The sequence below is a fragment of the Streptococcus sp. 151470009-6 genome, assembly GCF_053628175.1.
The window spans coordinates 192,472-211,702 of record NZ_JBSEZF010000001.1 but is presented as its reverse complement, the minus strand read 5'-3'; the positions used below and the strand labels follow the sequence as shown (position 1 = coordinate 211,702).

The 19,231-nt window shown below is 42.7% G+C and carries 25 protein-coding genes and 1 other annotated feature; of the genes, 5 read left to right on the top strand and 20 right to left on the bottom strand.

Features of this window, described 5'->3' with window-relative positions; genetic code table 11:
• Positions 1-2 precede the first annotated feature (2 nt).
• From pyrH to ACUW6H_RS01065, 16 genes are all read right to left on the bottom strand, one after another.
• Positions 3-740 carry a UMP kinase gene (gene pyrH, locus ACUW6H_RS01140; protein ID WP_000002989.1) on the bottom strand — a complete coding sequence of 246 codons (738 nt, stop codon included), beginning with the start codon at positions 738-740 and terminating at the stop codon, positions 3-5.
• A gap of 83 nt (positions 741-823) precedes the next feature.
• Positions 824-2,158: a methylenetetrahydrofolate--tRNA-(uracil(54)-C(5))-methyltransferase (FADH(2)-oxidizing) TrmFO gene (gene trmFO, locus ACUW6H_RS01135; protein WP_042902397.1), complete on the bottom strand. Its 1,335-nt coding sequence runs from the start codon at positions 2,156-2,158 to the stop codon at positions 824-826.
• 133 nt (positions 2,159-2,291) lie between these two features.
• Positions 2,292-3,170 (bottom strand): 16S rRNA (cytidine(1402)-2'-O)-methyltransferase, encoded by an 879-nt coding sequence (rsmI, locus tag ACUW6H_RS01130; RefSeq protein ID WP_454359932.1) that lies wholly within the window; start codon positions 3,168-3,170, stop codon positions 2,292-2,294.
• 2 nt (positions 3,171-3,172) lie between these two features.
• On the bottom strand, positions 3,173-3,490 hold the full coding sequence (gene yabA / locus ACUW6H_RS01125) for a DNA replication initiation control protein YabA (protein ID WP_000358227.1): 318 nt from the start codon (positions 3,488-3,490) through the stop codon (positions 3,173-3,175).
• A gap of 36 nt (positions 3,491-3,526) precedes the next feature.
• On the bottom strand, positions 3,527-4,417 hold the full coding sequence (locus tag ACUW6H_RS01120; RefSeq protein WP_454359930.1) for a DNA polymerase III subunit delta': 891 nt from the start codon (positions 4,415-4,417) through the stop codon (positions 3,527-3,529).
• Positions 4,414-5,052, bottom strand: a complete 639-nt coding sequence (gene tmk / locus ACUW6H_RS01115; RefSeq protein WP_454359928.1) for a dTMP kinase — start codon at positions 5,050-5,052, stop codon at positions 4,414-4,416. The genes ACUW6H_RS01120 and tmk overlap by 4 nt, the downstream gene beginning before the upstream one ends.
• Before the next feature lie 120 nt (positions 5,053-5,172).
• Entirely contained in the window at positions 5,173-5,970 is a 798-nt protein-coding gene (proC, locus tag ACUW6H_RS01110; protein WP_454359926.1) for a pyrroline-5-carboxylate reductase, read from the bottom strand.
• A 3-nt stretch (positions 5,971-5,973) separates the two neighbouring features.
• Positions 5,974-7,236 carry a glutamate-5-semialdehyde dehydrogenase gene (locus ACUW6H_RS01105; protein ID WP_454359924.1) on the bottom strand — a complete coding sequence of 421 codons (1,263 nt, stop codon included), beginning with the start codon at positions 7,234-7,236 and terminating at the stop codon, positions 5,974-5,976.
• Positions 7,237-7,245: 9 nt separating this feature from the next.
• On the bottom strand, positions 7,246-8,355 hold the full coding sequence (proB, locus tag ACUW6H_RS01100) for a glutamate 5-kinase (RefSeq protein ID WP_454361263.1): 1,110 nt from the start codon (positions 8,353-8,355) through the stop codon (positions 7,246-7,248).
• Positions 8,356-8,455: 100 nt separating this feature from the next.
• The gene (locus tag ACUW6H_RS01095; RefSeq protein WP_454359922.1) at positions 8,456-9,355 is read right to left on the bottom strand and encodes an RluA family pseudouridine synthase; all 900 of its coding nucleotides are present in this window, start codon (positions 9,353-9,355) and stop codon (positions 8,456-8,458) included.
• On the bottom strand, positions 9,339-9,806 hold the full coding sequence (gene lspA, locus ACUW6H_RS01090; RefSeq protein ID WP_454359920.1) for a signal peptidase II: 468 nt from the start codon (positions 9,804-9,806) through the stop codon (positions 9,339-9,341). The genes ACUW6H_RS01095 and lspA overlap by 17 nt, the downstream gene beginning before the upstream one ends.
• Positions 9,803-10,711, bottom strand: a complete 909-nt coding sequence (locus ACUW6H_RS01085; RefSeq protein ID WP_454359918.1) for a LysR family transcriptional regulator — start codon at positions 10,709-10,711, stop codon at positions 9,803-9,805. The genes lspA and ACUW6H_RS01085 overlap by 4 nt, the downstream gene beginning before the upstream one ends.
• Positions 10,712-10,951: 240 nt before the next feature.
• Positions 10,952-11,245: a 50S ribosomal protein L27 gene (gene rpmA / locus ACUW6H_RS01080; protein ID WP_000916509.1), complete on the bottom strand. Its 294-nt coding sequence runs from the start codon at positions 11,243-11,245 to the stop codon at positions 10,952-10,954.
• Between the two features lie 16 nt (positions 11,246-11,261).
• On the bottom strand, positions 11,262-11,606 hold the full coding sequence (locus tag ACUW6H_RS01075) for a ribosomal-processing cysteine protease Prp (RefSeq protein WP_000613698.1): 345 nt from the start codon (positions 11,604-11,606) through the stop codon (positions 11,262-11,264).
• Positions 11,607-11,621: 15 nt separating this feature from the next.
• Positions 11,622-11,936, bottom strand: coding sequence for a 50S ribosomal protein L21 (gene rplU, locus ACUW6H_RS01070; RefSeq protein WP_138704378.1), 315 nt, complete (start codon positions 11,934-11,936; stop codon positions 11,622-11,624).
• 33 nt (positions 11,937-11,969) lie between these two features.
• Positions 11,970-12,089, bottom strand: a sequence feature (ribosomal protein L21 leader region).
• A gap of 64 nt (positions 12,090-12,153) precedes the next feature.
• Positions 12,154-12,840 (bottom strand): YoaK family protein, encoded by a 687-nt coding sequence (locus ACUW6H_RS01065; RefSeq protein ID WP_454359630.1) that lies wholly within the window; start codon positions 12,838-12,840, stop codon positions 12,154-12,156.
• 156 nt (positions 12,841-12,996) lie between these two features.
• Between ACUW6H_RS01065 and ACUW6H_RS01060 the strand changes: the two genes are divergently transcribed.
• Together ACUW6H_RS01060 and ACUW6H_RS01055 are read left to right on the top strand one after the other, a co-directional pair.
• Positions 12,997-13,974: a Gfo/Idh/MocA family protein gene (locus ACUW6H_RS01060; protein ID WP_454359628.1), complete on the top strand. Its 978-nt coding sequence runs from the start codon at positions 12,997-12,999 to the stop codon at positions 13,972-13,974.
• Positions 13,971-15,053, top strand: coding sequence for a DEAD/DEAH box helicase (locus ACUW6H_RS01055; protein ID WP_454359626.1), 1,083 nt, complete (start codon positions 13,971-13,973; stop codon positions 15,051-15,053). Before ACUW6H_RS01060 ends, ACUW6H_RS01055 begins: the two co-directional genes overlap by 4 nt.
• 24 nt (positions 15,054-15,077) lie before the next feature.
• On the opposite strand, the gene ACUW6H_RS01050 is transcribed toward ACUW6H_RS01055, so the two are convergent.
• Positions 15,078-15,455 (bottom strand): DUF1934 domain-containing protein, encoded by a 378-nt coding sequence (locus ACUW6H_RS01050; RefSeq protein ID WP_454359624.1) that lies wholly within the window; start codon positions 15,453-15,455, stop codon positions 15,078-15,080.
• 71 nt (positions 15,456-15,526) lie between these two features.
• Here ACUW6H_RS01050 and ACUW6H_RS01045 point away from each other — a divergent pair, with 71 nt between their 5' ends.
• Complete coding sequence (locus ACUW6H_RS01045; RefSeq protein WP_454359622.1) at positions 15,527-16,834, top strand: HD domain-containing protein; 1,308 nt, start codon at positions 15,527-15,529, stop codon at positions 16,832-16,834.
• 9 nt (positions 16,835-16,843) lie between these two features.
• Entirely contained in the window at positions 16,844-17,650 is an 807-nt protein-coding gene (gene yidA / locus ACUW6H_RS01040) for a sugar-phosphatase (RefSeq protein ID WP_454359620.1), read from the top strand.
• A gap of 125 nt (positions 17,651-17,775) precedes the next feature.
• On the opposite strand, the gene ACUW6H_RS01035 is transcribed toward yidA, so the two are convergent.
• Entirely contained in the window at positions 17,776-18,102 is a 327-nt protein-coding gene (locus ACUW6H_RS01035; RefSeq protein ID WP_454359618.1) for a 50S ribosomal protein L7/L12, read from the bottom strand.
• A 390-nt stretch (positions 18,103-18,492) separates the two neighbouring features.
• Here ACUW6H_RS01035 and ACUW6H_RS01030 point away from each other — a divergent pair, with 390 nt between their 5' ends.
• Complete coding sequence (locus ACUW6H_RS01030) at positions 18,493-18,873, top strand: DUF2513 domain-containing protein (protein WP_454359616.1); 381 nt, start codon at positions 18,493-18,495, stop codon at positions 18,871-18,873.
• On the opposite strand, the gene ACUW6H_RS01025 is transcribed toward ACUW6H_RS01030, so the two are convergent.
• Together ACUW6H_RS01025 and ACUW6H_RS01020 are read right to left on the bottom strand one after the other, a co-directional pair.
• Positions 18,847-18,987, bottom strand: coding sequence for a hypothetical protein (locus tag ACUW6H_RS01025; RefSeq protein WP_454359614.1), 141 nt, complete (start codon positions 18,985-18,987; stop codon positions 18,847-18,849). The two genes, ACUW6H_RS01030 and ACUW6H_RS01025, sit on opposite strands and share 27 nt — an antisense overlap.
• 10 nt (positions 18,988-18,997) lie before the next feature.
• A complete protein-coding gene (locus tag ACUW6H_RS01020) occupies positions 18,998-19,183 on the bottom strand; it encodes a helix-turn-helix domain-containing protein (RefSeq protein WP_454361261.1) in 186 nt (61 codons plus the stop codon).
• Between the last annotated feature and the right edge of the window lie 48 nt (positions 19,184-19,231).

The window sequence follows — 19,231 nt, the reverse complement described above, 5'->3', positions numbered from 1 at the left end:
TCCTATTCCTTTTCTTCGATATTGTTTGAAACTGTTGTTCCGATATTTTCACCAAATACGACACGTTTGATATTACCTGGTTGGTTCATATTGAAGACAACCAAGTCAATGTCGTTATCCATTGAGAGGGTTGAAGCTGTTGAGTCCATGATACGAAGACCTTTGTTGATAACATCACGGTGGGTCAATTCTTCAAACTTAACGGCTGTCTTGTCTTTCTTAGGATCGGCATTGTAAACACCATCGACACCGTTTTTAGCCATAAGAATGGCATCTGCTTCGATTTCAGCTGCACGAAGAGCCGCCGTTGTATCTGTTGAGAAGTAAGGTGAACCAATTCCGGCACCAAAGATAACGATACGGCCTTTTTCAAGATGACGAAGTGCACGTCCACGTACATAAGGTTCTGCAACTTGTTGCATAGCAATGGCTGTTTGCACACGCGTGTCTACGCCAACTTGTTGCAATGAATCTGCCATTACAAGAGCATTCATAACAGTCCCAAGCATTCCAGTGTAATCTGCCTGAACACGGTCCATTCCTGCTTCTGCAGCAGGTTCTCCACGCCAGAGATTTCCTCCACCAATAACAAGGGCAATTTCGATCCCTAGACTATGAACTTCTTGAATCTCTTTTGCAATTTTTTGAACTGTTTGGATATCAATCCCTACGCCACGTTCACCAGCAAGGGCTTCACCTGATAACTTGATTAAAATACGTTTATACTTGGGGTTCGCCATTTTTACTCTCCTTTTTTCATCCTACCTATTTTATCATAATTTCTAAGATTTTTATAGTATCATGAGCAATTCTTTGAAAAAAATTAGACAGTTAAAAATTCCTCTAAGTCAGCAAGAGCACGCTCTGCAATTTTTTCATAACGAGCCTTCTTATCACGGATACGCTCGCCTTCCAACTCCTTGATAATACCGAAGTTGACATTCATGGGCTGGAAGTGTTTGCTGTCCGCATGGGTGATGTAATGAGCCAGACTGCCAATCGCTGTTGTCTCTGGGAAAATAGCCTCGCTTTCTCCCTTGAAGAGACGAGCAGCGTTAATACCTGCAACCAAGCCTGATGCTGCTGACTCAACATAGCCTTCCACACCCGTCATTTGACCAGCAAAGAAAAGGTTTGGTTGTTTCTTAGAACGGTAAGTCTGTTCAAGAAGATTTGGTGAATCCATATAAGAATTGCGATGCATGACCCCATAACGAACAAACTCCGCATTTTCAAGACCTGGAATCATTTGGAAGACACGTTTTTGTTCTCCCCATTTGAGGTGGGTCTGGAAACCAACGATATTGTAGAGGCTACCAGCTGCATTGTCCTGACGAAGTTGGACAACTGCATAAGGAGTTTTAAATTCTCCATCACGAGGTCCTGTGTAATCGTCTGGATACTCCAGACCGACTGGCTTCATCGGACCATAAAGCATGGTTTTAATGCCACGCTTAGCCATGACTTCGATCGGCATACAACCTTCAAAGTACTTTTCTTTTTCAAACGAATTCAGCGGTGCTTCTTCCGCATTGACCAAGGCTTCATGGAAATCCATAAACTCTTGCTTGGTCATTGGAGCATTGAGGTAGGCCGCCTCTCCCTTGTCATAACGAGACTTGAGATAGACCTTGCTCATATCGATGGTATTGACATCGATAATCGGCGCCGCCGCGTCATAGAAATAGAATCCATCCCCATCATTAAGGGCATGAATCTTCTCAGCTAGGGCATCGCTGGTCAAAGGACCAGTAGCGACAACCGTAATAACGTCAGTTGGCAATTCTGTAATTTCATCACGAACCACTTCAATCAAGGGGTGATTGGCCACTTTTTCAGTCACCATTTGAGAGAAACCATCACGGTCCACCGCAAGGGCTCCGCCTGCAGGAACACGTGTAGCTTCTGCTGATTCCAAGATAACAGAACCCAAGCGACGCATTTCTTCCTTGAGAAGCCCAACGGCATTTGTCAAAGCATCCCCACGAAGAGAATTGGAACAAACTAACTCAGCAAAATTGTCTGTTTTGTGCTGAGGAGTTGATTTGACACCACGCATTTCATAGAGTTTAACTGGAATACCACGTTCTGCGATTTGGTAAGCTGCTTCAGACCCTGCCAAACCTGCTCCAATAACATTGATATAAGATTGAGACACGACACTAATACCTCTTTGGGTGGAACATCAGTCCATATCCAAACAAGCCCCTGGATTGTTTGACACCCACAAATCTTTCTAATTTTTCTTTTACTAGTATAACAAAAAAAGGGAAGAAGGCAAACTTCCCTGTTTAGTCATTTTCTTGATTTTCTTCCCAATCGTGGTAGGCAGCGTAGAGCTGGCTTTTATTCCACTGGTAGAGTTTTGCAACTTCCTTAATGGCTTGATTTTTCTTCATGCCTTGCTGGATACGGGCTTTGATTTCTAAGAACAGGTCTTCCTCGTCCTTCTCCTCCACATCCTGTCTGGCACCTTCAACGATGAGAAGGCATTCGCCCTTGAGTGGCGTTTCAGCCATGCTTTCTAGCAATTCAGAGATTTTTCCTCGTTGGTATTCTTCATAGATTTTGGTTAATTCTCTAACCAAGACTACCGAGCGATTGCCGTAGACTTCTAGCATATTTTCCAATGTATCTGCCACACGGTGGGGCGATTCATAGAAAATCTGAGTTTCTGGATAATCTTTTTTCAAGTCGAAAAATTGCTTTTGCTGGCCTGATTTTCTCGGTAAGAAACCGTAAAAGATATGTGGCTGTGGCGCCAATCCGCTAGCAATCAAGGCAGAAATCCCTGCAGAGGCACCTGGAACTGTGACAACAGCAATCTCTTCTTCGATGGCTGCCTTGACCAAATCATGACCAGGGTCCGAGATGCTAGGTAAACCCGCATCAGAAACCTGAGCAATACTCTGTCCTGCTTTCAGGAAACCAATCAAATCAGGAATCTTTTCCTTGGCATTGTGCTCGTGAAAACTGATCTGCTTGGTCGGAATGTCAAAATGCTTGAGCAAAAGACCCGTATTGCGCGTGTCCTCAGCAGCAATCCAGTCCACCTCTTTCAAGGTCTGGATGGCACGAAAGGTCATATCATCTAGATTGCCAATCGGCGTTGCCACTAGGTAAAGCTTGCCATAGGGAGATTGCCCCTTAAAACTTTTTTGAATCTGCATGCCTACTCCCTGTACAACAACTCGTCACAGAACATACATTCCTCGTCCTGTTCTCGGCGTTGTCCATAAAAATCATTACAAACGTGAAACCCGTCCTTATAGATTCGACGGACGCTTTCACGAACATGCTTGGCCTTGACGGGAGCATCTGCTTCCACCTCGCCTAAGCGTTCGCGCAACTTACTATTTTCCAAACGAAGAGCTGTATTTTCCTCTACCAAGCTCTTGAGATTTTTCTTAATGGCTTCCACATCGGCCAAAGTCACTAGTAACTGTTGGGAAAAATCGTCCAGCGCATCAAATAATTCTTTCTTATCCATAAACCAGCCCTTTCCTTTCTTTATCCTTCATTGAGTTTATATTTCTTTCAAAACCAGATATTCCATGGCATTTTGAAAGCTAACATTAGCCTGCCACATTTTTCTAGCTCCTAGCAAATCTTGTAAAATCTGTCGTATCCTTGCTTGCATGAGATCCTGACCACAGAGCACTTCGAGGATTCGCAAGACCTGATCTTGTTTCTCCTTGTCATCTGCCAAGCTAGCTAATTTAGCAACTTGGAGATAACTTTCTTTTTTCTTAGCTAATAACCAGGTCAGCAGGCGTTCACTCTCATCTACCAAGGTCCAAAAACTTGCCTGGTTTGCCAGTTTTTCTGCTTCAGCACGCGATTGACTAAACAGGGCTAAGAGAGTCGCTTTTTTCTTGACCAGACCTGTTTGTTCTAATTGATGGATGAGCTTTTCTTCTTGCTTTTTAAAGTTGAAAATCTGGGTTCGACTACGGATTGTCGGCAAAATTTTTTCCTCATCGCTAGTTAAGAAGAAAATGTAAACTTCACTCTGGGGTTCTTCGATAACCTTGAGCAGAGAATTAGCTGCGTTAGGATGCATTTTTTCCGCCTGCTCGATAATAAAGACCTGTTGCTGGCTTTCTATCCCTGCTTGGGAAAACTGAGCCACCAATTCTCGAATCCGTTCTGTCTTGATGATCTGATTGACCGGTTTAATCAAGGTGACATCAGGAAATTCTTCCTGTTCAATTAGCTTGCAGTTTCGGCAATTCTCACATGGTAAAATGCCTACCTTATCCCTACAAAAGAGGCTCTTAGCCAAAAATTGTGCCATTTCCAAGCTTCCAAAGAAACCTGAAAAAAGATAGGCGTGATTGAGCTGGTCTTGTTCTAGAATACGGACAAAGCGGTCAAACTGCTCTGGTTGCCAATCCTTTAGTTGTTCTTGTTTCATTTAGTCAAGCCCATTCTGTCAAATAAGACAGCCTTGGTCGTTTCCACAACTTGCTCCAAAGGAAGACTCGCATCAATCTTGACAATGCGATTTCCTTCTTTGTCCAGAAGAGAAAGGTAACCTTGACGAACTTTTTTGTGCAAGTCCAAGCCTTCCAAGTCCAAACGATTGACCTCGCGATCACTATTGGCAGCAATACGAGCCAGCCCTTCTTCCACTTCGATGTCAAAATAAAGTGTCAAGTCGGGTTTGAGGCCATCTGTCGCAAAGTGATTGAGCCAATCAATGGCATCAATATCCAAGCCACGGCCAAATCCCTGATAAGCAACGGAACTATCGATGAAGCGGTCCATAATGACCAACTTATCAGCTTCAAGAGCAGGCAGAACTTTTTCCACCAAGTGCTGTCTGCGACTGGCGATATAGAGAAGAAGCTCTGTTTTAGGATCCATCTGAGTATGGCTGGGGTCCAAAATCACTTGACGAATCTTCTCCCCAATCAAGACTCCACCTGGCTCACGGGTCGTCAGTACCTCTACTCCTTTTTCCTCTAAAATGGGGAGTAGAGCCTCTAAAACACTGGTCTTTCCTGCTCCCTCTGGTCCCTCAAGAGAGACTAAAAATCCTTTTGACATGTCTAACTCATTTCTTTTTTTCTACCTTCTATTCTATCAAAAAAATAGGTTTTTGTGACAATCTTTTTACGCCTTCTCTATTCAATCGACCATAAAAGAGGCTGGAAGTCATCCAACCTCTTATTTACCTAGTTCTTGTGTTCGTTTATAGGCTTGATGAACTGCATCCATGACAGTGCCTCTAAAGGCATGTTCTTCCAGGCTTGCTACACCAGCGATAGTCGAACCTCCTGGGCTACAAACTTTGTCTTTCAAAACTCCAGGATGTTGTTGGCTTTCGAGAACCATTTGTCCTGCACCGACTACTGTTTGGGCAGCCATTTTTAAAGCCGTTTCTCGTGGCAATCCTGTCTGTACACCCGCATCTGCCAAAGCCTCGATAAAGAGATAGACAAAAGCTGGTCCACAACCTGCAAGACCTGTCGCCGCATCGATTAAGCCATCTCCCAGCTCAACCAAGAGACCAGCCTTAGCTAAGAGCTGACGAAAGAGCTCACTATCCTCAGCCCTGCAATTAGGAGACAAGGCATAACTAATCACTCCTTGGCCGATAGCAACTGATGTATTGGGCATGATGCGAATGATACGATGTTGACTTGGGATAAGACTAGCTAGTTTTTCCAAGGTCAATCCAGCCGCCATGGAAATCAAAAGAAGGCTCTCTCTTTTTTCAAGGATAGACTGGTATTGAGCAAGGATTTCAGAAAACTGAGCAGGCTTAACTCCTAGAAAGATCACATCTGCTTCTGCAAAAATTTCTTCATTGCTGGAAGCCTGACCGCCAAAGTTGGCGATGAAAGCATCCACCTTAGCTTGACTACGATTGGCAAGGAGAAGGTCATCACCCGTCTTGGCCTGCCAGACAGCCTTGGCCAAGCTAGCTCCCATATTCCCCAAGCCGATAAATCCAATCTTCATCTCTTACTCCCTTATCTGTCCGTCACCAGTAACCACATACTTGTAGCTAGTTAATTCCTTCAAGCCCATTGGACCACGCGCGTGCAGTTTCTGAGTAGAAATTCCCATTTCGCATCCCAGACCAAACTGGCCTCCATCAGTGAAACGCGTTGAGGCATTGACATAAACTGCGGCAGAGTCCACTTGATCTGTAAAGTAAGCTGCAGCTTCAGCATTTTCTGTCACAATGGCATCCGAATGATGGGTGCTGTGGGCTTCAATATGCGCAACCGCTTCTTCTAAACTGCTCACAACCTTAACAGCTAGGACATAGTCCAAAAACTCGGTGTCAAAGTCTTGGGCCTCAGCTGCTTGACCTGAAAGAAAGTGACTTGCTTTGCTATCCAAACGGAATTGAATCGGTTCCAGCCCAGCTTCTTTCCGACTTGTAACCAGAACTTGCTCCAAACGAGGAAGGAAGCTTGCTGCCTTGTCTTCATGAACCAGCAGAACCTCCATAGCATTGCAGACAGAAGGACGACTGGTTTTAGCATTGTTGATGATGGCTAGAGCCTTGTCTTCGTCTGCATCCTTATCTACATAGACATGGACAATCCCAGTTCCTGTCTCAATAACAGGCACGATAGCATTTTCAACCACGGCATTGATCAAACCAGCTCCTCCTCGAGGAATGAGAAGGTCTAGATAGCCCTTGGCCTTCATCATAGCATAGCTACTTTCTCGACTGGTATCTTCTACTAGTTGAATCACATCTGGGTGAATAGTAGTCGTCTCCAAGCCCTTCTTCAAGGCTGTGACAATAGCATGGGCAGTTTGATAGGCATCTTTACCACTACGAAGAACGACCGCATTTCCACTCTTAAGAGCCAAGGCAGCCGCGTCAGACGTCACATTTGGACGACTTTCGTAGATAATCCCAATAACCCCCATGGCCACACGTTTCTTGGTAATAACCAAGCCATTTTCAAGCTGACTTGTTTCTAGGACCTCACCAATAGGATCTGGTAAAGCAACCACTTCACGAATCCCTCTTGCCATCGCTTCTATACGTCCCGCATCCAAATAAAGACGATCCAGCATGACATCTGAGATCTTCCCTTTGGCTGCTGCCATATCAAGGGCATTTGCCTCTAAAATCTCCTCAGTAGCTGCCAATAAGTGATCAGCCATAGCTAGCAAGGCTTCGTTTTTCACTGTTTCACTGGCAATGTTTATCGACTTTTTAACAGCCTGTACCTGTTCAAATTGTTCTTGTATCCTTACCATAGTTTACCTCTAAAATTCTGTAAAAAGTAGTTGGATTTCAGGAGTAATGGCAATCCAGTCATCACGGTGAATCAAGACTCCCTTAGCTTTTTGAGAACGGAGCATATCTTCTAGGGCTGAGACACCAAATTGGACACGTCCCTTTCCAAGAGATTGACCTGTTTCTTTATCTGCTACTGTGACAATATCATGGTAAGAGAAGTTTCCTTCAACCTCTACCACACCCGATAAAAGGAGACTTTTCCCATTTTTTGAAAGTGCTTCTGCAGCTCCACCATCTACCCAAATCGTTCCTTGACTTTGAGCATAAAAAGCCAACCATTGTTTCTGGGTACGAAGGCCTTTCTCTTGCGCAACAAAGAAAGAACCATCCTTGGTCTCGTCCGCTGCCTCAATCAGGGCATCTGATTTCAGGGACGAGCAGATATAGACTGGTACCCCTGACTCCGTCGCAATCGTAGCCGCCTTAATCTTAGTCAGCATACCCCCAGTACCATTTGACGAACCTGCTCCACCAGCCATATCAATAATCTCACGATTGATAGTCTCTATTTTCTCCAAACGCTTAGCTCTTGGATCTGAGTTGGGATTTCCAGTATAGAGACCGTCCACATCTGTCAAGAGAACCAAAAGGTCTGCTTGAACCATAGCCGCTACCTGGGCACTCAGAGTATCATTGTCCCCCACCTTGAGCTCATCAATAACGACACTATCGTTCTCATTGATGATAGGAATGGCACCACGATGAAGCAATACAGACAAGGCCTGATGGGCATTCTTATATCGACGTTTATCTACAAAATCATCCTGTGTCAGCAAGATTTGCGCAGAGACGATTTGGCGCATGAGGAGGTTGGTTGTGTATTCTTCTAGGAGCAATCCTTGTCCTACTGCAGCCGAAGCCTGCTTATCTGCAATCTTGGTCGGACGTTTTTTAAAACCCAAAGCTCCAAATCCAGCTGCAACTGCCCCAGATGACACCAAAATCAACTCATGTCCAGCTTCATGCAACATAGCTAATTGTTGGGTAATTGCCTTTACTTTACTTCTTGATAAACTCCCGTCTTCATTTGTCAAGGACGAAGTCCCCACCTTAAAGACGATTCGTTTGTACTTCATATTCTCACTCCGATTCTTCATATTTATCCATTATAACATGAATACTTTAAAATAGAAAAGACTTGAAATGAAAAAGGTTGAGACAGCAATCTCAACTCTTTTATCTATTCTCAGTTTTACGCAATCTTTCCAGCGTTTCTTTAAAAATTTCTGGAATATCTGCTGTGAACTCCAAGGTTTCACCTGTTCTCGGATGGGTAAATCCTAGAGTCTTAGCATGGAGAAATTGTCCATGTCCTTTCAAGGTTTTGCGTGGACCATAGACCTCATCACCAGCGACTGGATGGCCAATATAAGCCATATGAACACGGATTTGGTGGGTACGTCCTGTTTCCAGTTGCAACTCTAGCAAACTATAATCTCCAAAGCGTTCCAAGACCTGAAAACGCGTCACTGCCGGCTTTCCTTTAGCAGTCACTGCCTGTTTCTTACGGTCTTTTTCACTCCGACCAATCGGCGCTTCAATCACACCACGATCATTTGGCAGATTGCCGTGAACAATCGCCCAGTATTTACGTAGAGACTTCTTATCTTTTAGCTCTTGGGCAAGTGCTAAGTGGGCCTCATCATTTTTCGCAATCATGAGGAGACCAGACGTGTCCTTGTCAATGCGGTGAACGATTCCTGGGCGGAGAACCCCATTGATACCTGACAAGTCTTTTATATGGTACATGAGGGCATTGACCAAGGTTCCACTGGTATGACCGGCGCTGGGATGAACCACCATACCCTGTGGTTTGTTGACAACGGCGACGTCCTCATCTTGGTAGATAATTTCCAGAGGAAGGTCCTCGGCAACATACTCTAAAACCTCTGGTTCTGGCACATGGTAGGTGACGATATCCCCCTCTTGGACAGTGTATTTTGCTTTCTTGACTTGACCATTAACCAAAACTTGTCCAGCCTTGATTTGTTCATTAGCGAGACTGCGTGACAATTCTGTCAGGTCCGACAGGGCCTTGTCTAAGCGGAGTCCGCCTCTTTCAATTTTTATTTCCATTTACTTCCTCTTTAAGCATTGCAATCAATAAAACAATGACACCAACTGTCAAATAGCTGTCAGCCACATTGAAAATCGCAAAGTTGATAAAGTCTAGGTGAAACATATCCACCACAAAACCTTGACTCATTCTGTCGATAAAGTTGCCTAGACCTCCCGCGATTATCAAAGTCAGTCCAAAGACCTGCCAGAGAGAGTCCTCCATGTGCTTATGTAAATACCAAATGGCACCGACCATGACGACCAGTGTAATGACAGCAAATAACCACTGCTGGTCTTGCAACATAGAAAAAGCTGCCCCACGATTTTGCAGATAGGTCAAGCTAACGAGACTGGGTATCCAAGAGCGCACTTCACCCAGTGGTATCTGTTGGACAACATAATTTTTGACCAACTGATCCAGCCCAATCAAAAGCAATACAATGACTGCCACTATTCCTCTTTTTTTCATGATTTCCTCTTTTGATCAAAATATTCTTGCATAACCTCAACGAAAAGAGTCCCAGCTTGACTAAGCTCCACTTCTTCCCGTTTGACATAGACCATGCGGTTATCTAGATTATCCTTGAGACGAATGACTGTGATGCCATTAACACTGTCACTGTCTAAAAATCCAGATCCAGTCGCATATGCATCCGTTCGCTCTAAAATACCATTCAAAGTAGCACGGTCCGTCACATTAAACATTAGGGAGCTCGCGCTGGTGTCGACAAAGTTCTCTGAATAGTATAGGTACTCGTCCTTTTCCTGAGTAAAGCGAACGGTTGGCAAATCAGCCAAATCCTCCATGACCAATTCCTCTTTCTGTGCTAAAGGATGCCCTTCACGCAGATAGATGTGGGTTTGAAAAGGGATCAGCTCAATGACTTCGAGACCTAACTTTTCAATCCGTTGCATAATTCCCTTTTGATTTTGATTGTTGAGGTAGATAATCCCAATCTCACTGTGCCCCTGAGCTACTTCATCAAGGATTTGAACTGTAGTAGACTCAAAAATACGGAAATTTTTGTAGTCAGGATAGCGCTCTGAAAAAACCGTAATCGTTGGTGGCAAGAAGTCATAGTGCTGGCTAGCAATAGAGAATTCATCTTTTTCTTCTTCAGGATTGGCATATTGATTTTGAAAAACATCAAAGCCTTTGACCAACTCTTGCGCTTTCTCATAAAATTCCATACCACGACGGGTCAAAAACGTTCCCGAACTCGTCCGACGGAAAATTTTAAAGCCTAACTCTTTTTCCAAATCGCGCACAGAAATAGACAGACTCGGCTGACTGACATACATCTTTTCAGCAGCTTCACGAAAAGTACCACTGTTGGCAATAGCCACAACATAGCGTAATTGTTGAATATTCATCTTCTACCCCCAACTTCTCTATCTGTTCATTATACCATAATTCAGAAGTTTTCCACAAAGGAAAAAGAATATCCATGATAAAATCCAACTACACAAGACTTAAAAAATATGGGTATCAGCGTGGGTACCAAAACAAAAAAACAGGCTCTCCGAAAACTCGGAAAGCCTTATTTAATGCTACTTCTAGCTTCCTCGCCTTTTCATTTCAAGGCTCGGGATAAAAAGGTTCACTGGACCTTTTTATTTTGCGATTGGGTAAACAGAAACTTGTTTTTTATCGCGACCTTTACGTTCAAAGCGTACTACGCCTTCAACTTTAGCGAACAAAGTATCGTCTCCACCACGTCCAACGTTTACACCTGGATAGATGTGTGTACCACGTTGACGGTAAAGGATTGATCCACCTGTTACAGTTTGTCCGTCAGCTGCTTTAGCTCCAAGACGTTTCGCTTGTGAATCACGTCCGTTTGATGTAGAACCTCCACCCTTTTTGTGGGCGAAAAGTTGCAAGTTGTTAAGAGTCATTTTTAACATAATGTTTTCCTCCGTGTTAGTTTTCTGTGATAACTCTGGTTTGGACGAACTCAGAAGAGTCCTCCGATAAGTTTGCCATACCCAAGAAAAATGATTCGAAGAATAACTGCGTCATTTCTCTCTGGTGTGAAGGAAGATCTTTTGGTATTTCCACCATCAGATAGCCACCTTCATCTTCGTTTAATTCTAGGATTGGTTCATAGCCTGCAAATTTCTCAATGGAATTGATAAAGTTAATGGCAAGCGTAGAAACCGATGCACACACGACATCTAAGCCGTATTCGCCACTCTCGGCGTGTCCAGTAATTTCCGCACTCCTCAGCTCGCCATCTTCGGCTCTCTCAAAGACTGCCTGTATCATGTGTTCTCCTTAAAATTAAGCGTTGATTGCGTTGATGACAACTTTTGTATATGGTTGACGGTGACCTTGTTTACGGTGGCTACCTTTTTTAGGTTTGTACTTGTAAGTAACAACTTTCTTTTGTTTTCCTTGTTTTTCAACAGTTCCAACTACAGTAGCTCCAGCAACAAGTGGAGTTCCGACAACAGTGTTTTCACCACCAACAAGAACAACTTCGTTAAAAATAACTTCTTGACCAGCTTCAACGTTCAATTTTTCAACGTAAACTGCTTGACCAACTTCAACTTTAACTTGTTTTCCGCCAGTTTTGATAATTGCGTATGTGCTCATTATGCACCTCCTATGATTTTTAGGGTTTCCCCGTATTTTGTGAAGACTCGCCTAGCATCGTGGGACGAACCACTTAGTATATGAGCTCTATGTATAACAAAGTTTAAATTTTGTATACGACGAGCAACGATGTTCGTGCGGTTGCACAGGACTGTGCATAGTCAACTCTTCAAGTATAGCATATCTTCTTTTTTCTTACAAGCGAAATCAATCAAAATTAAGCTTTTTCTTTCTCTTTTTTCCTCCAAGAAGCAAAAAGCATACTAAGGTAAAAGATGCTCATCATCACTGGAACACCTAGAATCGTCTTTTCATGATAGAAAATCGTCAAGTAAGCTGAAAAGACAACCCCAAGAACAAAGCTGGTAAGTAGGCTAACGAAAATCAAGGCTTCTCGCAGGAAGGGCGTATGCTTGGTTCGGAAATAATCCCCAAAAGCCAACATGGTTCGTTTAATATTCCCAGTCATAAAGGCATTATTATAGGCGATACCCGACACTTCTCCAAAGGCTGTTGTCACCAAGCCCATACAAAAGGCTAAAGGTGGAACTAGATAGATATTATCAACTGTTTGCGGTACAAAGCCAATAATTAGGGACAGGACTGCAAGTGGTATCAGGGACAAAATTGGCTTTTTCACAATTCTCAATTTTTCCTTATAAACTGTTAGTAAAAAGACCCCCATCATGAAAGCTAGTAAAGTCAGAACCTTGTCCCTAACATCTGAAACATTATCTTGGATTAATTCAACTGATAGAAAAACCACATTCCCAGTTTGACCTGCTACTAGGGTATTCCCTCGCACGATAAAGGTATAGGCATCTACATATCCTGCACAAAAGGTCAAAAAAAGCGCTAGTCTTTTAGACTGACGAGATATTTTTCTTATTGGCAATAATCTCATTTTCACTCCCATTTCAGTTTCATTTACTCATTTCAATATTGTACCACTTTCTTTGAGAAAAGCGTAGTCCATTTGAAAATTTTTACCATCTGTTGGATAGTCCTTCTTTTCTATGTTATAATGAAGGAAAGATTTAAAGTCGGAAAAGGAGTATCTATGCTGAAATTAGGTGTTATCGGAACAGGCGCTATCAGCCATCATTTCATAGAAGCAGCCCATACCAGTGGCCAATACCAGCTGGTTGCTGTCTACTCTAGAAAGTTAGAAACTGCCGCAACCTTTGCTTCTCGTTATCAAGATATCCAACTCTTTGATCAATTAGAAGACTTCTTTAAGTCTTCCTTTGATGTGATTTATATCGCCAGTCCAAACTCCTTGCATTTTGTTCAAGCCAAGGCTGCCTTGTCTTTTGGCAAGCATGTCATTCTTGAAAAGCCAGCTGTCACCCAGCCACAAGAATGGCTAGATTTGAAACAAACAGCTGAGAAAAACCACTGTTTTATCTTTGAGGCAGCTCGTAATTACCACGAGGAAGCTTTTACTACTATCAAAAACTTTTTAGCAGACAAGCAAGTATTGGGAGCTGATTTCAACTATGCCAAGTATTCTTCCAAGATGCCGGACTTGTTGGCTGGGCAGACGCCAAATGTCTTTTCAGATCGTTTTGCTGGCGGAGCTCTTATGGACTTGGGGATTTATCCTCTCTACGCTGCCGTTCGCCTCTTTGGAAAAGCTCAGGACGCGACCTATCAGGCTCAACAGCTCGACAATAGCATTGACCTAAATGGAGACGGTATGCTCTTCTACCCTGACTTTCAAGTTCATATCAAGGCTGGAAAAAACATCACTTCCAATCTTCCTTGCGAGATCTACACAGAAGATGGAACCTTGACTCTCAACACGATTGAGCATGTCCACTCAGCTATTTTTACTGACCACAAAGGAAATCGAGTCCAGCTCCCTATCCAACAGGCTCCTCATACGATGACTGAGGAAGTCGCAACATTTGCACACATGATCCAGCAACCAGACAAGACACGTTACCAGAACTGGCTGGATGATGCAGGCTCTGTTCATGAGCTACTATATACTATGCGCCAGACTGCTGGCATTAGATTTGAGGCAGAAAAATGAAAACCAAACTACCCACTGAATGGCAGAAATTGAGCGACCAACTCGGTTTCCAAGAATTTACCCCCATTCAAACTCAACTATTTGAGCCAATACTTGCTGGAGAAAACCTCCTAGGAGTGAGCCCAACAGGAACTGGTAAGACCCTAGCTTACCTCCTGCCAAGTCTTCTCAGACTACGAAAGAAAAAAGCCCAACAACTCTTGATACTAGCACCAAATACAGAACTGGCTGGGCAGATTTTTGACGTATGTAAAACGTGGGCTGAAGCTATCGGCTTGACTGCTCAGCTCTTCTTATCAGGTTCCAGTCAGAAACGCCAGATTGAACGTCTAAAAAAAGGACCAGAAATTCTCATCGGAACTCCTGGCCGTATCTTTGAGTTGATTAAATTGAAAAAAATCAAGATGATGAATGTGGAAACCATCATTCTGGATGAATTCGACCAATTGCTCGATGATTCTCAGATTCACTTTGTCGAGAAAATCACTCACTACGCACCTCGTGACCATCAACTCATCTATATGAGTGCGACGACCAAGTTTGATCAAGAAAAGATTGCACCAAACACGCGCACCATTGATCTTTCTGACCAAAAGTTGGACAACATTCAACACTTCTACATGCAGGTGGACCAACGCCATCGTGTGGATATGCTACGGAAACTGGCTCATGTTGAGGATTTCCGTGGTCTGGTCTTCTTTAACAGCTTGTCAGATCTAGGAAGTGCAGAAGAAAAGCTACAGTATCGTGATATCTTGGCTGTTTCTCTTGCTAGTGATGTCAATGTCAAGTTTAGAAAAGTTATCTTGGAAAAGTTTAAGAACAAGCAACTAACTCTTCTTCTTGCAACAGACCTTCTGGCTCGTGGAATTGATATCGATAGTCTAGAATGTGTCGTAAACTTTGACGTCCCTAGAGATATGGAAACCTATACCCACCGTGCAGGACGTACAGGTCGCATGGGCAAAGAGGGCTATGTGATCACTCTCGTAACCCATCCTGAAGAGCTTAAAAAAATCAAGAAGTTTGCTACAGTTCGAGAAATTATCCTAAAAAACCAAGAACTCTATATCAAATAAGGTTGGCATTCGCCAACCTTTTTCTTATCCCCAAGTAATTTCTAATTGATAGCTGGCAAAGGGGTGTCCCTCTTTGTTTTGCAGTTGATAGTCTACGTGGATTTTTTGTCCTTCAACCTCGTAACGACTGGTCTGGATGATAAACTCCTGCATGCCCATGGGAGTCGGAATATAGGCTAAACTATCACTATCCTTTAGAAAACGCATGATGGTCTTGGGAGTGGAAAAACGGCTCATCACCAGTTCTTCTTGATGAAACTTGAGCACCACTTTTTCCTTTTCCTCATTATAGAAAAGCAAATAGCTATAATCCCCTTTTTCACGCACTTCCACGTCATAGAGTTGGTCGATGACTTCCAACTGTTCATCAAGCTGAATCCTATTTCGCATCCGAATCTTCACATCAAATCCTCTTTCTTGTCTCTTGTCCTACTATTTTACCAAAAAGAGCAGGATTTTGCTATAATGGTCATATGAACGAAAAAGTATTCCGTGACCCAGTTCACAACTATATCCATGTCAATAATCAGGTCATCTATGACTTGATCAATACAAAAGAATTTCAACGTCTGCGTCGTATCAAACAGCTAGGGACTTCCAGTTATACCTTCCACGGTGGGGAGCACAGTCGCTTTTCCCATTGTTTGGGTGTCTATGAGATCGCTCGTCGTATCACGGAGATTTTTGAAGAAAAATATCCTGAAGAATGGGATCCTGCTGAGTCTCTCTTGACCATGACTGCTGCACTCCTTCATGACCTCGGGCATGGTGCCTACTCCCATACTTTTGAAAATCTCTTTGATACAGATCATGAGGCCATTACTCAGGAAATCATCCAAAGTCCTGAGACAGAGATTCACCAAGTCCTGCTTCAAGTAGCGCCAGATTTCCCAGAAAAGGTAGCCAGTGTCATCGACCATACCTATCCTAACAAGCAGGTCGTGCAACTCATTTCTAGCCAAATTGATGCGGACCGTATGGACTATCTCTTGCGCGACTCCTATTTTACAGGAGCATCTTATGGGGAATTTGACCTGACACGCATCCTCCGAGTCATTCGTCCTATCGAAAATGGTATCGCCTTTCAGCGCAATGGTATGCATGCCATCGAAGACTATGTTCTCAGCCGCTACCAGATGTATATGCAGGTTTATTTCCACCCAGCAACACGAGCCATGGAAGTTCTCCTACAAAATCTCCTCAAACGCGCTAAGGAACTCTATCCTGAAGACAAAGATTTCTTTGCACGCACTTCTCCTCATTTGCTACCTTTTTTTGAAAAGAAAGTTACTCTATCTGACTATCTGGCTCTAGATGATGGCGTGATGAATACCTACTTCCAGCTCTGGATGACCAGTCCTGACAAGATTCTCGCTGACTTGTCGCAACGTTTTGTCAACCGCAAGGTCTTTAAATCCATCACCTTTTCACAAGAAGACCAAGACCAACTCGCAACCATGAGAAAACTGGTTGAAGAAATCGGTTTTGACCCCGACTACTACACTGCCATTCATAAGAATTTTGACCTCCCTTATGATATCTATCGTCCCGAATCTGAAAATCCACGGACACAGATTGAGATTCTACAGAAAAATGGTGAACTGGCAGAACTCTCTAGCCTGTCCCCTATCGTCCAATCCCTTGCTGGCAGTCGCCACGGAGATAATCGTTTCTATTTCCCAAAAGAAATGTTAGATCAAAACAGCATCTTCGCAAGCATTACCCAGCAATTTTTACACTTGATTGAGAACGATCATTTTACCCCAAATAAGAACGAATAGAGGAAATATATGAGTATTAAACTAATCGCCGTCGATATCGATGGTACCCTAGTCAACAGTAAGAAGGAAATCACTCCTCAAGTCTTTTCTGCCATCCAAGATGCCAAACAAGCCGGTGTCAAAGTCGTGATTGCAACGGGCCGTCCTATCGCAGGCGTTGCCAAACTTCTGGACGAATTGCAGTTAAGAGATGAGGGTGACTATGTGGTAACCTTCAACGGTGCCCTTGTCCAAGAAACTGCTACTGGCCATGAGATTATCAGCGAATCCTTGACCTATGAGGATTATCTGGATATGGAATTTCTAAGTCGCAAGCTCGGTGTTCACATGCACGCTATTACCAAGAACGGTATCTATACTGCCAATCGCAATATCGGAAAATACACGGTGCACGAATCAACCCTCGTCAGCATGCCCATCTTCTACCGTACTCCTGAAGAAATGGCTGGCAAGGAAATCATTAAGTGTATGTTTATCGATGAACCAGAAATTCTCGATGCTGCGATTGAAAAGATTCCAGCCGAATTTTACGAACGATACTCCATCAACAAATCTGCTCCTTTCTACCTCGAACTCCTTAAAAAGAATGTAGACAAGGGTTCAGCTATTACCCATCTAGCTGAAAAACTCGGATTGACCAAAGATGAAACTATGGCGATCGGGGACGAAGAGAATGACCGCGCCATGCTGGAAGTCGTTGGAAATCCCGTTGTTATGGAAAATGGAAATCCAGAACTCAAAAAAATCGCCAAATACATCACCAAATCAAATGATGAATCTGGCGTTGCCCATGCTATCCGTACGTGGGTATTGTAAAATGCTTAACTATAAAAAATAAACGACACCCCAAAAGGTAGAGATGAAACTCTAACTTCCGGGGTGTTCTTTTTGAATATTGAATTCGTCACGAACGAGTTACCTTTAGAAACTAGCAAAACAAATCACTCTTCCTCCTCAAACATCAGAGCATTTAATTCTTCTCTCTCAATAGCAATCTCTTCAAAGGTGGAAATAATATTATTTAGTATTTCTAAACTGATAATACCGGTCGAATCCTTAATGGTAACAATGGTTCCAATAGCAGTTAACTGAGCGATTAATTCTCTAACCTTTTTTAATTCATCCAGATCTAGAATATCCACTTCCATGACCGTATCGTGATTGTTTATTCTGGTTTGAATCAGAGAAAAAGGCAAGGATGAATAATTTCTTAACAACTTATAGGTCCCTGACTTGTCACCTATAGAATCAATACAAATAGCTAGCATGGTTTCGTCTCCTTTATTCTCTGATTGCTACTCAATGACATTATATCATACTGGGGAGCTAATCTATAAGAAATAAAAGAGGGCGTTTCCGTTCCGATTGCAGAGTTAGATCTAATTCAGCCCGTTGTACAGTTACTTAAATCTTGAGAGTACAAAAACATAATGATTCTTTCTCCTTCGTCGGGATTAGAAAGCCTAATCTTCGTTTGCGTACAATCGTTCAATGGTTGTACGCTTTTTCCATAAACAAAAGCACATTCCAAAAATATTGATTTGAATCCATGCTTCGGCGTAATCTTTTCCATTGCTTGCATAATGAGTTATATAATGATGAATCATATTTTTCCTTTCTAAATTTGGTATAATGAAATCAAAAACGAGGTAATTCTAATGAAATTAAATCCTGATTGCGTCCGTGATATCCTTTTTGTTGTTGAAGAGTATTCAACATACTCTAATGATGTCTCAGAGGATAAACTATATGAAAATCTTATTCCAAAATATTCACAAGAGGAAGTCCTCTACCATGTCAGACAATGCGAACATAGTGGCTTATTTCTCAATGTACAACATTTTTTTGGTGGTTTCTCAATTCAAGATTTATCTCCTTATGGTCATCAATTCATCAATGATATTCGCCAAGATAACAATTGGAATCGGACAAAAGATATAGCAAAGAATGTAGGTTCTTTTTCATTGGATGTCCTTAAAGATATTTCATCACAAGTTATTACCAATCTCATTTCAAATCAGCTTGGCAACAAGTTTTAAGAAGATAGTAGCATAGTTGTTTTCAGCCGTGCTTTTTGTTTTGATTGCTTGCACACCTTTTAATTTTTGATTGTTCAAGTAAATACCATCTTCTCTGATTTTTATTTCTTCCATTTCACTCCTCCTACTCTCCTAAATCAAACCAGCTTTCATCGATGCCTAGGACATCGCATACTCGGTTTTTTAATCTGTCGCTACCTTTACCATACTTCAGCAATTCTGAAATGGTAGGCTTCTTGACTCCACAAGCACGAGCAAGGTGTGTTTGTGTCATTCCTTCTAAATTCAATTTGTCTTTGACAAGTTGAATTCATTTTTGATGTTGTTGGCTCATATTCTCTCCTCTCTATCTCTCTCC